Source organism: Aeromonas sobria (genome assembly GCF_050266975.1).
Taxonomy (GTDB): Bacteria; Pseudomonadota; Gammaproteobacteria; order Enterobacterales; family Aeromonadaceae; genus Aeromonas; species Aeromonas sobria_B.
In genome coordinates, this window is sequence record NZ_JBKISU010000001.1 from 238,171 (window position 1) to 252,089 (window position 13,919).

16 protein-coding genes and 1 pseudogene are annotated in these 13,919 nt (G+C 60.5%); 11 read left to right on the forward strand and 6 right to left on the reverse strand.

Features of this window, described 5'->3' with window-relative positions; genetic code table 11:
* Window positions 1–19: 19 nt before the first annotated feature.
* The gene (locus ACLHZ1_RS01100; RefSeq protein ID WP_427260601.1) at window positions 20–1,117 is read right to left on the reverse strand and encodes an ElyC/SanA/YdcF family protein; all 1,098 of its coding nucleotides are present in this window, start codon (window positions 1,115–1,117) and stop codon (window positions 20–22) included.
* A gap of 215 nt (window positions 1,118–1,332) precedes the next feature.
* On the opposite strand from ACLHZ1_RS01100, the gene ACLHZ1_RS01105 reads away from it, so the two are divergent.
* Entirely contained in the window at window positions 1,333–2,304 is a 972-nt protein-coding gene (locus ACLHZ1_RS01105; protein ID WP_427260602.1) for a nucleoside hydrolase, read from the forward strand.
* A gap of 52 nt (window positions 2,305–2,356) precedes the next feature.
* Window positions 2,357–2,704, forward strand: a complete 348-nt coding sequence (locus ACLHZ1_RS01110) for a DUF805 domain-containing protein (protein WP_427260603.1) — start codon at window positions 2,357–2,359, stop codon at window positions 2,702–2,704.
* A gap of 77 nt (window positions 2,705–2,781) precedes the next feature.
* Here ACLHZ1_RS01110 and ACLHZ1_RS01115 read toward each other — a convergent pair whose 3' ends face one another.
* Complete coding sequence (locus ACLHZ1_RS01115) at window positions 2,782–3,705, reverse strand: LysR family transcriptional regulator (protein ID WP_427260604.1); 924 nt, start codon at window positions 3,703–3,705, stop codon at window positions 2,782–2,784.
* Window positions 3,706–3,826: 121 nt separating this feature from the next.
* Between ACLHZ1_RS01115 and ACLHZ1_RS01120 the strand changes: the two genes are divergently transcribed.
* From ACLHZ1_RS01120 to ACLHZ1_RS01155, 8 genes are all read left to right on the forward strand, one after another.
* Complete coding sequence (locus ACLHZ1_RS01120; RefSeq protein WP_427260605.1) at window positions 3,827–4,270, forward strand: carboxymuconolactone decarboxylase family protein; 444 nt, start codon at window positions 3,827–3,829, stop codon at window positions 4,268–4,270.
* Window positions 4,271–4,780: 510 nt separating this feature from the next.
* Window positions 4,781–5,797, forward strand: coding sequence for a cytochrome o ubiquinol oxidase subunit II (gene cyoA, locus ACLHZ1_RS01125; RefSeq protein WP_427260622.1), 1,017 nt, complete (start codon window positions 4,781–4,783; stop codon window positions 5,795–5,797).
* 3 nt (window positions 5,798–5,800) lie between these two features.
* The gene (gene cyoB, locus ACLHZ1_RS01130; protein ID WP_427260606.1) at window positions 5,801–7,777 is read left to right on the forward strand and encodes a cytochrome o ubiquinol oxidase subunit I; all 1,977 of its coding nucleotides are present in this window, start codon (window positions 5,801–5,803) and stop codon (window positions 7,775–7,777) included.
* 8 nt (window positions 7,778–7,785) lie between these two features.
* Window positions 7,786–8,400: a cytochrome o ubiquinol oxidase subunit III gene (locus ACLHZ1_RS01135; protein WP_408794354.1), complete on the forward strand. Its 615-nt coding sequence runs from the start codon at window positions 7,786–7,788 to the stop codon at window positions 8,398–8,400.
* Complete coding sequence (locus ACLHZ1_RS01140; protein WP_408794355.1) at window positions 8,401–8,733, forward strand: cytochrome o ubiquinol oxidase subunit IV; 333 nt, start codon at window positions 8,401–8,403, stop codon at window positions 8,731–8,733.
* 5 nt (window positions 8,734–8,738) lie between these two features.
* Window positions 8,739–9,635 (forward strand): heme o synthase, encoded by an 897-nt coding sequence (gene cyoE / locus ACLHZ1_RS01145; protein WP_042000887.1) that lies wholly within the window; start codon window positions 8,739–8,741, stop codon window positions 9,633–9,635.
* 350 nt (window positions 9,636–9,985) lie between these two features.
* Window positions 9,986–11,347, forward strand: coding sequence for an MFS transporter (locus tag ACLHZ1_RS01150; protein ID WP_427260607.1), 1,362 nt, complete (start codon window positions 9,986–9,988; stop codon window positions 11,345–11,347).
* Between the two features lie 75 nt (window positions 11,348–11,422).
* Window positions 11,423–11,791: a DUF1428 domain-containing protein gene (locus ACLHZ1_RS01155; RefSeq protein WP_427260608.1), complete on the forward strand. Its 369-nt coding sequence runs from the start codon at window positions 11,423–11,425 to the stop codon at window positions 11,789–11,791.
* A gap of 212 nt (window positions 11,792–12,003) precedes the next feature.
* Here ACLHZ1_RS01155 and ACLHZ1_RS01160 read toward each other — a convergent pair whose 3' ends face one another.
* The 4 genes from ACLHZ1_RS01160 to ACLHZ1_RS01175 all read right to left on the reverse strand — a co-directional run bounded on the left by ACLHZ1_RS01160 (window position 12,004) and on the right by ACLHZ1_RS01175 (window position 13,642).
* The gene (locus ACLHZ1_RS01160; RefSeq protein ID WP_168234692.1) at window positions 12,004–12,246 is read right to left on the reverse strand and encodes a DUF3297 family protein; all 243 of its coding nucleotides are present in this window, start codon (window positions 12,244–12,246) and stop codon (window positions 12,004–12,006) included.
* 162 nt (window positions 12,247–12,408) lie between these two features.
* The gene (locus tag ACLHZ1_RS01165) at window positions 12,409–12,717 is read right to left on the reverse strand and encodes a chorismate mutase (protein WP_427260609.1); all 309 of its coding nucleotides are present in this window, start codon (window positions 12,715–12,717) and stop codon (window positions 12,409–12,411) included.
* A 100-nt stretch (window positions 12,718–12,817) separates the two neighbouring features.
* Window positions 12,818–13,246, reverse strand: coding sequence for an LIC_13387 family protein (locus ACLHZ1_RS01170; RefSeq protein ID WP_427260610.1), 429 nt, complete (start codon window positions 13,244–13,246; stop codon window positions 12,818–12,820).
* An 87-nt stretch (window positions 13,247–13,333) separates the two neighbouring features.
* Entirely contained in the window at window positions 13,334–13,642 is a 309-nt protein-coding gene (locus ACLHZ1_RS01175; RefSeq protein ID WP_427260611.1) for an NIPSNAP family protein, read from the reverse strand.
* 139 nt (window positions 13,643–13,781) lie between these two features.
* Here ACLHZ1_RS01175 and ACLHZ1_RS01180 point away from each other — a divergent pair.
* Window positions 13,782–13,919: pseudogene (locus tag ACLHZ1_RS01180) on the forward strand (IS4-like element ISAs18 family transposase); the annotation flags it as partial.

The window sequence follows — 13,919 nt, forward strand, 5'->3', positions numbered from 1 at the left end:
CCTCCCAAGTTGGTGGGGCTTAGCGTGCCAGCAGGGGAGGGGAGCGATAGCTCCACATGCCATAGGTGCGCAGGGCATCACGATAGATGCCGAGCCGCTCCCCCGCCTCGACCCGGGCCAGGCTGGAGACGGGCTTGTCCGGGTAGCTGACGCTGTCGATGCGGATGTTGGCCGGGCCGGTTTGCCAGCAGGCAATCTCGAGCAGGGTCTGACCACGGCGCACATGGCTGGCTGAACTGACCAGGGTGGCCTTGTCTATCTGGTGGCGGGCCAGCACCCAGGCGGTGTTGAGGGCGTTCTCCACCATGCTGGTGGCATAGTTGTCCTCTATGATCCGCGATCGGCTGATCCCCTTGCTCACCAGCCAGTCGGCCATGGCCTTGGCTTCCGTCTTGCGATTCTGGGGTACGCCGCCGCTCACTATGATGAGGGCCTGGGGATCGGCCTTGGCCAGGGCGCGGGTGGTGTCGAGTCGCCCCAGCAGTATGTCGCTCATGGAGCCATCGGGATTCAGGGCATCGCCCAGGGTGACGATGGCGCGCCGTCCCGTCTTGTCCTGATCCCGTCCTGCCCGCTCCTTGAGCGGCGTCGCTATCACCCTGTCTATGGTGTCGAAGAGGCGGCGCAGATCGGCCTCTCGTCCCGGGTTGCGGGCCTTGATCCGGTCGAGATACTGGCGCGAGCCCCCCTCGTCGCCCTTGACGCGCAGCCAGACCGCCAGATAGGAGAGCAGATCCACATCATCGGGGGCGGCGGTCAGGGCCTGGTTGAGCAGGGCGATGGCCCTGTCCAGCTTGCCGTTGTCGATCTGGGCGTTGGCGGCCGAGATGAGCAGATCGGTGCGATAGGGCTCGAGCTGATAGGCCTCGAGCAACCGGGTGGTGACGAGCTCCATGTTGCTCGGCATCTTGGTGGTGAAGTCGGCATCCGAGACGCGGGCGGGGGAGTCATAGATCTGCCTGGCTTCGCCGAGCAGCTGATCCACCACCTGGCGCTTGCTGATGAGCTGGCCGTAATCCGATTCAGATTGCAGGCTGCGCACCGGCACGGCCCAGCTCTGGGCCGGGCAGAGCAGGCAGAGGGTAAGCAGGGCGGCGAGGGAGGGTCTGGTATCCATAAGCTGTCCACCTGATTGGGAGAAAAAGAGTCGGCCTTGGCCTGGGGCGGCCCGTCATCAAACCGGCGCCACGCCCTGTCGACTATAACAGGCCGAGGGCGATAAAAACGGGATCGAGCCTGGAATTGCCTCCCCGGGCTCATCCTGTGAAGGGGATCCTGACGCAGGGGCACCAAGGCGCTACACTGGCTTTTCGTTCTCATTGGAACCTTATCATGACCAGCATGATCATCCTGGACACGGACCCCGGCATCGACGATGCCATGGCCATTCTCTTCGCCGAGGCGCACCCCGCCATCGATCTGGTGGGGATCACCACCGTCTTTGGCAATGCCACCATAGAGAACGGCACCCGCAATGCCCTCTGGCTCAAGCACAAATACGGCATGAGGGCCGATGTGGCCATGGGCGCCGCCGCGCCCCTGGTGCGCGATCCCGTGGGGCCGACCACAGTGGTGCACGGCCCGAGCGGGCTGGGGGACGTGGCGGCGGGGGAGGTGACCCTGACGCCGGACTCTCGCCCGGCCTGGCAATACATCGTCGAGACGGTGAAGGCTCACCCCGGCGAGATCACCCTGGTGACAATCGGGCCCCTCACCAACCTGGCCCTGGCGCTCGAGGCCGCCCCCGAGATAGTCACCCTGGTCAAGCAGGTGGTGGTGATGGGGGGCGCCTTTGGCGTCAACGGCCATCGCGGCAACGTGACCCCCTACGCCGAGGCCAACGTTCACGACGATCCCGAGGCGGCGGACAGGGTGTTCACCGCCCCCTGGCCCCTGGTGATCATCGGGCTGGACGTGACCCAGCAGAGCTTTTTCAGCGGCGCCTACCTTGACGCCCTGCGAGACGAGGCGGGGGAGCCAGGCCGCTTCCTGTGGGATGTCAGCCGCTTCTATCTGAGGTTCTATTCCGAGCGCATTGGCCTGGATGGCTGCCACGTGCACGATCCCTCCGCCATCGCCTATGTGATCGAGCCGACCCTGTTTACCCTGAGAGCGGGGCCGGTGCGGGTCATCACGGACGGCCCCGCCATCGGCCACACCCTGCAGAAATTTGATGACAGGCACCATCCCCATGACGGGTGGGCAGGCTGCCCGGTGCAGCGGGTCGGGGTGGCGGTGCGGGATCAGGCCCTGCTGGCCCTCTATCGGGAAACCCTGGTGGCCTGGGGCAAGGGGCGCGACTAGCACGGGGATCCTTGGTTCATCTCATTTATTTCATTGTTGATAAGGAGTCGATATGGAGTGGTATCTGATCGTCATGAAGAAATATGCCGTCTTTACCGGGCGGGCGCGGCGCAAGGAGTACTGGATGTTTGTGCTCTGCAACCTGGGGATAGCCCTGCTGCTGAGTCTGCTTGGCCAGTTGATCGGACTCAAGGAGCAGATCGCCAACCTTTACTCCCTGGTGGTCTTGCTGCCTAGCCTGGCGGTGGGGGCCCGGCGCCTGCACGACACGGATCGCAGCGGTTGGTGGCTGCTCATCAACCTGATCCCCATCGTCGGCACCCTGGTCTTCCTCTACTTCATGGTGTGCGAGGGACAGGCGGGCCCCAACCGCTTCGGGGAGGATCCCAAGGCCAGCTGACATGACAAGGCCCGCCCCCCGGCGGGCCTGGCTGATATGGGCCCCGCCTTTGCCCTTGCGCCTCGGCTTGGCTCCCCCTATTCGGGCCAGCCGGGTCCCTGGATTTGCAGGGGCGGGATCCGCTCGACCAGGAAGTCGATGAAGGCGCGGCTCTGGGGCTTCAAGAAACGGCCACCGCGAAACACCGCCAGGATCTGGTCGTCGCTGTGCTCGTAGGGGGAGGCCCGCCACAGAGGCAACACTGGCCGCAGGCTCCCCTCATCCAGACTGCGCTGCACCATCCAGCTCGACAGCAACAGCAGGCCGCAACCGGCCCGGGCCGCCTCCAGCAGCGGGGTGCCGCCAATGGAGGTGAGGTTGCCCTGCACCGCGACCCTGCGCTGCTGCGCCCCTTGCCGAAAATACCAGTGCTGGCGCTGACGACCCTGGCCGCGGATGAGGCAGTTGTGGCCGGCGATCTCCTCCGGCGTCCCCGGCTCGCCATGGCGGGCCAGATAGGCGGGGGAGGCGACCAGCAGGGAGCGGTTGGTCAGCAGGGTGCGGGCATGGAGGCCGCTGTCGGTCGGGCGGCCGATGCGGATCGCCACATCCACGTTGTCGGCATCGAGATCGACCAGGCGGTTGTCGAGTGCGATCTCGAGCCGCACCCCTGGGTAGCGCGCCAGGAACTCGGGCAGCAGGGGCGAGAGGCAGGCGGCGCCGAAGCTCTCGAATACCGAGACTCGCAGCGGGCCGCTGGGGGCCTCATGGAGCGGCTGGAGGGATTGCACCAGCTGATCGGCCTCCTCCAGCAGGCGCACCGAGCGGGTGAGAAAATAGTCCCCCTGCTCGGTGAGCACCAGCTGACGGGTACTGCGCTTGAACAGGGGCACCCCCAGCTGGGCCTCCAGGCTGTCGATGGTGCGGGTCACCGAGGAGGGGGCCAGGCTGAGTGCGCGGGCGGCGCGGGAGAAGCTGCCGGACTCCACCACCTGAGCCAGGATGCGAATGCGATCCAGCATGGATACTCCTTTGCGATGAATGCAAAACTGTTGCAGTTTATGGCGGTATTCTATTTTCAGTTGCGAAGATGAACAATGAGGTCGTCGCCCAAACCGGGCGCTTTTTGCACAGGAGCATCCCATGTCAGCACGTATCCAACTGGCCAGTCTGGTCCCCGCCGCCGTCAAGGCCATGAGGGGCCTCGAGTCCTATCTCGGTGGCACCGACATTCCCTTCATGCTCAAGGAGCTCATCAAGTTGCGGGCCTCCATGATCAATGGCTGTGCCTACTGCATCGAGATGCACGCCGAGGCCGCCATGGCCGAGCAGGAGAGCCCCCAGCGTCTGCTGGCGCTCTCTGCCTGGCGTGAATCGCCGCTGTTTGATGAACGGGAGCGCGCCGTACTGGCCCTCACCGACGAGGTGACGCTGATCGGCGAGCAAGGGCTCACGGAGGAGACCTACCAGCGGGCCCTGGGCCTGCTTGGCGAGGCCCTGCTGGCCCAATGCCTGATGCAGGTCGTCACCATCAACGCCTGGAACCGGATCGCGGTCGCCACCCGGATGGAGCATCAGCACCCCTGACCCCTGACCCCTGAGGGGGATGTCGCGGCAAGGGGGACGCGATGATGTCAGGGCAGGGGCCAGGCCTCTGCCCTTATTTGTTGCCTTGGGTGAGGATTTGGTTTATTTATTTTTTATTAATGTAATGAGGTTGTGAATATACGGCGCCATCGGGATTGAACCAGGCGCCGAGGCGTACAAAATATAATTAATCATGCCCGGAAATACCCGGTGGCCACGGTCTTGGCCTTATTTCCCGCCCGACGAATTCACGTCATTACCCCTCTCTTTTATAATGTTATGCGTTCAGGAATTGTTCATTTCACCTGATGAAGGGTTTTTATTGGCCCTGTATGAGGCTGTTAATTAATTGGTATCAGACCGGGATTGATTAGTGTGCAGCCGATGCCCCCTCCCCGAAACCTGGCCCTCTGCCCGGATTAATTTTTCATGTTGTTTAGCCGGGTGTCTCTTGCCCAGAATGATGCGTTTTATTTACAGCTTTACGCCTTGCAAGAGAAAGGAAGTAGCATGAGACCTTTTGACTATAAGAGGGGCTTGGGAGCGTTGTTATTAATCGCCGTCACTGGCTTGTTGAGTGGCTGCGATATGGCATTAATGAATCCCAAGGGCCAGATTGGTCTGGAAGAGAAGTCGCTGATATTAACCGCGCTTTATTTAATGTTAATCGTGGTGATCCCGGTCATTATCATGGCCGTGGTATTTGCCCGTAAATATCGAGCCTCCAATACCAGTGCAACCTATGCCCCGGATTGGGCCCACTCCAACAAGATTGAAGTGGTGGTCTGGACAGTACCTGTGATTATCATCGCCATTCTGGCCGTGATCACCTGGAAGACCTCCCACGAGCTCGATCCCTACCAGCCGCTCACCTCCGACGTCAAACCCATCCAGGTCGATGTGATTTCGCTGGACTGGAAATGGCTGTTTGTCTATCCCGAGCTGGGCATCGCCTCGGTCAATGAATTGGCCTTCCCGGCCCATACCCCGGTCAATTTCCGCATCACCTCGGATTCGGTCATGAACTCCTTCTTCATTCCGCGCCTGGGTGGACAGATCTATGCCATGGCCGGGATGCAGACCAAGCTGCACCTCATCGCCAATGAGGCGGGGCAATATGACGGCATCTCCAGCAGTTACAGCGGCGCCGGCTTCTCCGGCATGAAGTTCAAGGCCATCGCGACCCAGGATCAAGCCGGTTTCGACGCCTGGGTCGCCAAGGTGAGAGCCGCGCCCAAGGTGCTGGCCACCATGGCGGAGTTCAATGCCCTGGCCAAGCCGACCCAATACCATCCGGTGGAGTATTTCTCCGCGGCCGACCCCGTGCTGTTCACCAAGGTGATCAACAAGTTCATGGGTGACATGAACCACGGGAGTCATGCAGGGATGGCGCACGGCGCGGCCCCTCGCCAGGAGGGAGCACACCAGGCCATGAACCACGCCGCCATGGCCCATGACAGCCAAGGGGATCATGCCGGGCATATGCCGATGGATGACCACTCCGTGAACGCGGGATCCGAGGAATAACTGATGTTTGGAAAATTAACGCTCGACGCCATCCCATACCATGAGCCGATCATCATGGTGACGGTGGCGGCCATCATTCTGGGCGGGCTGGCGATCGCCGCCCTCATCACCTACTACGGCAAGTGGCAATATCTGTGGCAGGAGTGGTTCACCTCGGTGGATCACAAGCGCCTGGGTATCATGTATCTCATTCTCGGCATGATCATGCTGCTGCGTGGCTTCGCCGATGCGGTCATGATGCGGACCCAGCAGGTGATGGCCTCGGCCGGCGGGGAAGGGGTGCTGCCGCCCCATCACTACGATCAGATCTTCACCGCCCACGGCGTCATCATGATCTTCTTCGTGGCCATGCCCCTGGTGATCGGCCTGATGAACATAGTGGTGCCGCTGCAGATCGGCGCCCGTGACGTCGCCTTCCCCTTCTTGAACAACCTGAGCTTCTGGTTCACCGCCGCCGCCGTGGTGCTGATCAACGTCTCCCTCGCCGTGGGTGAGTTTGCCCAGACCGGCTGGCTGGCCTATCCGCCCCTCTCTGGCCTGGAATACAGCCCGGGTGTCGGGGTGGATTACTGGATCTGGAGCCTGCAGATCTCGGGGTTGGGCACCCTGCTGACCGGGGTGAACTTCTTCGCCACCATCATCAAGATGCGGGCCCCCGGCATGACCATGATGCGGCTGCCGGTGTTCACCTGGACCGCCCTGTGCGCCAACATCCTGATCATCGCCTCCTTCCCGATCCTGACCGTCACCGTCGCCCTGCTCACCGCAGACCGCTACCTGGGTACCCATTTCTTTACCAATGACATGGGTGGCAACATGATGATGTACATCAACCTGATCTGGGCCTGGGGTCACCCAGAGGTGTATATCCTGGTGCTGCCGGTGTTTGGCATCTTCTCCGAGGTGGTCGCCACCTTCAGCAAGAAGAAACTGTTTGGCTACACCTCCCTGGTGTGGGCGACCGTGGCCATTACCGTGCTCTCCTTCATCGTCTGGCTGCACCACTTCTTCACCATGGGCTCGGGTGCCAACGTCAATGCCTTCTTCGGCATCACCACCATGATCATCTCGATCCCGACCGGGGTGAAGATCTTCAACTGGCTGTTCACCATGTACCGGGGTCGCATCGCGTTCACCTCGCCCATGCTGTGGACCGTCGGTTTCATCATCACCTTCACCATAGGGGGCATGACAGGGGTGCTGCTCTCGGTGCCGGCGGCGAACTTCGTGCTGCACAACAGCCTGTTCCTCATCGCCCACTTCCACAACGTCATCATCGGCGGCGTGGTGTTCGGCTGCTTCGCCGGCATCACCTACTGGTTCCCGAAGGCGTTTGGCTTCACCCTGGACGAGACCTGGGGCAAGCGTGCCTTCTGGTGCTGGATCGTCGGCTTCTTCGTCGCCTTCATGCCGCTCTACGTGCTGGGCTTCATGGGCATGACCCGTCGCGTCAGCCAGCAGATTGATCCCGCCTTCCACCCCTGGCTGGTGGTGGCGGCGGTCGGTGCCGGCCTCATCGCCCTGGGGGTGCTGTGCCAGCTCGTCCAGGTGGTAGTGAGCATTCGCGATCGGGAGAAGAACCGGGATCTGACCGGTGACCCCTGGGGTGGCCGCACCCTGGAGTGGGCCACCTCCTCGCCGCCGCCCTTCTATAACTTCGCCATCGAGCCGACCATCACAGGTCTGGATGCCTTCTGGGAAGCGAAAGCGGACGGCAGTGCTTACAACAAGCCGGCCCGTTACGCCCCCATCCACATGCCCAAGAACTCGGGGGCCGGCGTCATCATCGCCGCCTTCAGCGTGGTGTTTGGTTTCGCCATGATCTGGCACATCTGGTGGATGGCCCTGGTCGGCTTCGCCGGCATGATAGGGACCTGGATCATTCACAGTTTCAACGATGATGTGGACTACTACGTGCAGGTCGACGAGATCGCGCGCATCGAAGGTCAGCATTTCGACAACATCAGCAAGGTGGCATGAGAACCGATATGGCTACTGATATTCTGCAACACTCCCACCATCAGGGTGCCCACGACGGGCACCATGATGCCGGCGCCACCAAGGTGTTCGGCTTCTGGATCTACCTGATGAGTGACTGCATCCTGTTTGCCTGCCTGTTTGCCACCTACGCGGTGCTGGTGACCGGCACCGCGGGCGGCCCCACCGGCAAGGACATTTTTGAGCTGCCATTCGTGTTTGCCGAGACCATGCTGCTGCTCTTTAGCAGCATCACCTTCGGCTTTGCCATGCTGGCCATGAACAAGCACAAGGTGGCGTCGGTCAATGGCTGGCTGCTGGTGACCTTCCTGCTGGGCGCCGGCTTCATCGCCATGGAGATCTACGAGTTCCATCACCTGATCGCCGAGGGCTTCGGTCCCCAGCGCAGCGGTTTCCTGTCCGCCTTCTTCACCCTGGTCGGCACCCACGGCATCCATGTGACCAGCGGCCTGGTCTGGATCATCGTCATGATGGTGCTCATCGCCAAGAAGGGGATCAACGAGCGCAACCGCACCCGCCTGATGTGCCTGAGCCTGTTCTGGCACTTCCTCGACGTGGTCTGGATCTGCGTCTTCACCGTGGTCTACCTGATGGGGGCAATGTAAATGAGCAGTCATACCGTTGACAATCACGGCGCCAGCCACGGCAACGCCAAGAGCTATCTGATTGGCTTCGTGCTGTCGGTGATCCTGACAGCCATCCCGTTCTGGCTGGTGATGGAGGGGACCGCCTCCCATGGCGTCATCCTGGGGACCGTGGTCGCCAGCGCCGTGGTGCAGATCTTCGTGCACCTGGTCTATTTCCTGCACATGAACACCTCGTCCGAGGAACGCTGGAACCTGACCGCCCTGGTGTTTACCGTGCTCATCATCGCCATCGTGGTGGGGGGATCCCTGTGGATCATGTACAACCTCAACATCAACATGATGCCAGGTTGAGCGGCGTGATGATGAAGCAATACCTGCAAGTGACCAAGCCGGGCATCATCTTCGGCAACCTCATCTCGGTGATCGGCGGTTTTCTGCTGGCCGCCAAGGGGAACCTGGATCTGCCCCTCTTCATCCTGACCATGGTGGGGGTCTCCCTGGTGGTGGCCTCCGGTTGCGTGTTCAACAACTACATCGACCGGGACATCGACTGCATCATGGAGCGCACCAAGCACCGCGCCCTGGTGAGGGGGCTCATCGCCCCCGGGGTCTCCCTCTGGTACGCGACGGCCCTGGGTCTGGCCGGGGTGGCGCTGCTCTACTTTGCGGCCAACCCCCTGGCGGCGCTGCTGGCGGTGCTCGGCTTCATCGTGTACGTGGGAGTCTACAGCCTCTACATGAAGCGCCACTCGGTCTACGGCACCCTGATAGGCAGCCTCTCCGGCGCCGCACCGCCGGTCATCGGCTACTGCGCGGTGAGCGGTCAGTTCGACTCGGGGGCCTTGATCCTGCTGGCGATCTTCAGCCTGTGGCAGATGCCGCACTCCTATGCGATCGCCATCTTCCGCTTCAAGGATTACCAGGCGGCGGGCATTCCCGTGCTGCCGGTGGTGAAGGGGATTTCGGTGGCCAAGCACCACATCACCCTCTACATCCTGGCCTTTATGGTGCCGACCTTGATGCTGTTTCTCGGCGGCTACGCCGGTTACAAGTACCTGGTGGTGGCCACCGCGGTCAGCGTCTGGTGGCTGGGGATGGCTCTGTCGGGTTACAAGCAGGCGGTGGATGACTCCCTCTGGGCCCGCAAGCTGTTCATGTTCTCCATTGTCACCATCACCTGTCTGAGCGTGATGATGTCGGTGGATGGGCAGCCGGATGTAGATTCCGCTGTGCTGGTCAGCATGCTGCCCTGATACAGACTCGTTCTCCATTGTCGTCGTCATCTTCACCTGTCTGAGCGTGATGATGTCGGTGGATGGGCAGCCCGATGCCGGCTCCGCTGTGCTGGTCAGCATGTTGCCCTGATGGCCCCGTATTTCCCGAGCCCTGCCTGCCAAGATGGGGGCTGGCTCAGGATTTGGGACTCGGCGACTTCATCTCGCCCCGAAAATGCGTAAAATCCAGAGCCGGGCACAGTCCCGGCTCTGTTGCCATTTGAGAGGGCGATCCGGAGATGTTTTCCGGACGCCACCCGGGCGCTCCGCCTGCCATGGCCTTTCGCGCCCCATCCCTTTCACCCCTTTTCTATCGCACTGAGGCCGTCATGCATGATTTCAAGATGACCCGGGGCGAGCTGCGCGCCACCTGGGTGCTCGGTTCCCTCTTCTCCCTGCGCATGCTCGGCATGTTTATGGTGCTGCCGGTACTGACCACCTACGGCATGTCTCTGGCCGGCGCCACCGAGACGCTCATCGGTCTTGCCATCGGCATCTATGGCCTGACCCAGGCCCTGTTCCAGATCCCGTTCGGCCTGCTCTCGGATCGCATCGGCAGAAAGCCCCTCATCGTCGGCGGCCTGCTGCTGTTTGCCCTGGGCAGCGGGATTGCGGCCCTGACCCACTCCATCTGGGGGGTGATCCTGGGGCGCGCCCTGCAGGGGAGCGGTGCCATCTCGGCCGCCGTCATGGCGCTGCTCTCGGATCTCACCCGGGAGCAGAACCGCACCAAGGCGATGGCCTTCATCGGGGTGAGCTTTGGCATCACCTTCGCCATCGCCATGGTGACAGGCCCCCTTATCACCCAGGCCATCGGCCTCTCCGGCCTATTCTGGCTCATCGCCCTGCTGGCGCTCGGGGGCATCGCCGTCCTGCTGTGGTGGGTGCCGGCGCCCGGGGCGCACCTGCTCAATCGCGAATCCGGCATGGTGAAGGGGGGCTTCAAGCGGGTGCTGGGCAACCCCCGTCTGCTCAAGCTCAACGTCGGCATCCTCTGCGTCCACACCCTGCTGATGTCGAGCTTCGTGGCGCTGCCACCCCTGCTGGAACAAGCGGGTCTGCCCCGGGACCAGCAGTGGCAGGCGTTCCTCTACACCATGCTGATCGCCTTCGTGAGCGTGGTGCCCGTCATCATCTATGCCGAGAAGCGCAGGCGCATGAAACGGGTGTTCCAGCTCTGCGTGCTGGCCATGCTGGGGGCCGAGGTGGTGCTGTGGCAATCCGGCCTGCAGCTGTGGGGCATACTGGCCGGCTTGCAGCTGTTCTTCATCGGCTTCAACCTGATGGAGGCACTGCTGCCGTCCCTCATCAGCAAGGAATCCCCGCCGGGCTACAAGGGCACCGCCATGGGGGTCTACTCCACCAGCCAGTTCCTCGGCGTGGCCATCGGCGGCAGCCTGGGGGGCTTTTTTTATGGCGAGGGGGGGGCGGCCCTGGTGTTTGGCAGCTGCGCCCTGCTGGCACTGCTCTGGCTCGGGCTCAGCCTCACCATGAAAGAGCCGCCCTATGTCAGCAGCCTGCGCATCCTGCTGCCGGCAGGGGTGGAGGCCACCCCGGCTCTTGAGCAAAAAGTACGGGCCCGGGAGGGGGTGAGCGATGTGCTGCTGGATGGCGCCGAACGCTCCCTCTACGTCAAGGTGGACTCCCGGCGCATCAAGCGCAGCGATCTGGAGCAGCTGGTGGCCAGCTGACCCCCCGGGGCGGCATGACGGAGCAGTCGACACGGGTTTGCTATGCTGAACTCCTCAACCAAGGAGGAGAGTCTGATGTCATATATGGACGGATTCGTACTCGCCGTGCCCACGGCCAACAAGCAAGCCCTGATCGATCACGCCCGCCAGTTCGACCCCATCTTTCTCGAATATGGCGCCACCCGGGTGCTGGAGTGCTGGGGGGACGACGTGCCCCACGGCAAGCAGACCGACTTCTACCGGGCGGTGGCGGCGAAGGAGGATGAAACCGTGGTCTTCTCCTGGGTGGAGTGGCCGGACAAGGCCACCCGGGATCAGGCCATGGCCAGGATGATGGAAGACCCCAGGATGGATCCGGGCAACCCGGCCAATCAGGTCATGCCCTTCGATGGTGCCCGCATGATCTTCGGCGGCTTCACTCCTGTGCTCGAACTCAATGGCTGATTGAGTACCCTGAAAAGAGATAGGCCCGCCAGATGGTGGGCCTATCTCTTTTCAGGCGCGGGCTTTGGCGCGATGGAGGGGAGCCGGGGAGCCAGTGTGCAGAGGGCGGCGCAGCGCCCTGGCGTCTGCCAGACGAAAAACAAAGACACCGGCGCGAGGCCGGTGTCTTGGCATAGGAAGAGCGGTACACGAGTCAGGGCGGCCCTGGGCTCTTAGGCGTAAAACGCCTCGACCGTGCCCTTGACGGTGATCAGCATGGGGTTGCCGTAGCGATCCTTGGCCTTGGGGGAGGGGATCTTCACCCAGCCTTCGCTGATGCAGTACTCCTCGACATTGGTGCGTTCCTTGCCGTTCACGCGAATGCCGATCTCGTGCTCGAAGCACTCGGCCACATGGTGCGGGCTGCGCGGGTTGGCCGCCAGATGGTCGGGCAGTGCAGGTTTGTTGTCGCTCATTTTATAGACCTGAGGTTGATAAAAAGTGGGTCATTGTAGGCAATGCCCGCCATGGGCTCAAGGCTGGGTTGCGTCCCGCGTTGACGGCTGGATATGCCGTTCGGATTAAGAGGCTGGCGTTAGTCCATCCCAACAAGTAGAGCGAGAGAGTTGAACCCGTTGTTAAGGTCTCTCGCTATTTCTGTTCAGCAGTGAATGCTCTTTAAGTTCCGCGTCGATGAAGGCAGCAATCATGGCGCGATAAACCCTTTCCACCACCTCCGGATTGGCGCCTTGTTCTTGTGCAAGGGAGATGACTTTGGCGATGACCTGATCTACCCGGTTGGGGGCCTTCACGTCCTCTGTCGTCTTCTTAAAGGATGCGGCTTTGGCGACAAAGGCGCCGCGCCTTGCAAGCAATGCCACGATTTCGCTGTCTATCTTGTCGATATGCTCGCGGACTTCATTCAGTGAACTGCAATTGACTTCCATATGTGAGGCACTCCTGTTTCTGGTTTGAATGATAACGTTTGGTTAAGAGGCGGATTTTCGCCTATGACCAGTGAACTAAGCGAACGGCTTGAACCACTTGCTATGTATATAACTGTGCCAATGCCCCTGCAACGAAACACAGCAGACCGATCGTTGATCCTATGATGGGAATGCTAAACCAATATTTTTTAGACAATGCGAGATAGAGTGATGCAATGATTGGCGCCGCACTCATGAAAAAGACAGAGCTTTCTAGGAAGGATATATATGACGTTGACAAGTATAAATAAGTGACGGAGAAAAACAGCATGCCGATACCGTGACTGATGTTAAAGCCAACCCATGCGCGCCACATATTTGTTTCTTTTGTGATGGCCAAGGATGACGATTTCATGAGTCCCATTACATCGGATTGGTATGGTATTAATTTCTTGGGGTTGAAGGTGTCAGTGATTGTGTAGACCGTATGCAGAATGCCAAGAGCAAGGAATGGTATGCAGCCTGCGATGTATAAGTATTTTGTGATCACGAAAAATTCCTTGTATGTGTATGACGTTTGGTTATGGGGCAGGGTACTCGGCCTCATTTAGCGAAGCGAGAGGCCTTGAACCACTAGTTAGGCATTAAACACGGGCCTGAAGAACGTTCGTTCGTAGCTGATTATGCATTTTGTTTCTTCAGCGTATTTGAAGGCAGCTATGCAGGCGGTGTCTTGAAGCGATTTCTCCCGATATTGTTCGTACTCAGACAAGCTTGAGAATGTGAACATAGCGAGCGCAACATTATTTGTACCCTCTGATGGCAGGAAGTAACCGTGGTGTTTGCCACCGAATTTTTCAACTAATGGAATCCATAGCTTTCCGTAGTGTTCAAATTCTTTAACTTTATATGGATCAATTATGTATCTGAGATAGCAGGTAACCATAGTATTTTCCTATATGCCTAACGCGTGGTTAAGGGACGGGTTTTAGCCCTTAACCATCCCCTCATATGAGCGAGGCGTGGCGCGGCTTCTGAGGTATGATCGCCATCCTTGACCAGCTAATACCCAACAGACTATCCCCATGTTTAACCACGAACTAATCCTCAACCACATCGACGATATATTTGGACAGGACATGCATGCCAAGCGTGTTCTTTCCCTCGCCAATGCTACCCTCGGGGTTATCGAGTCAGGTTCACTGGCCATCCACGCCATCGGT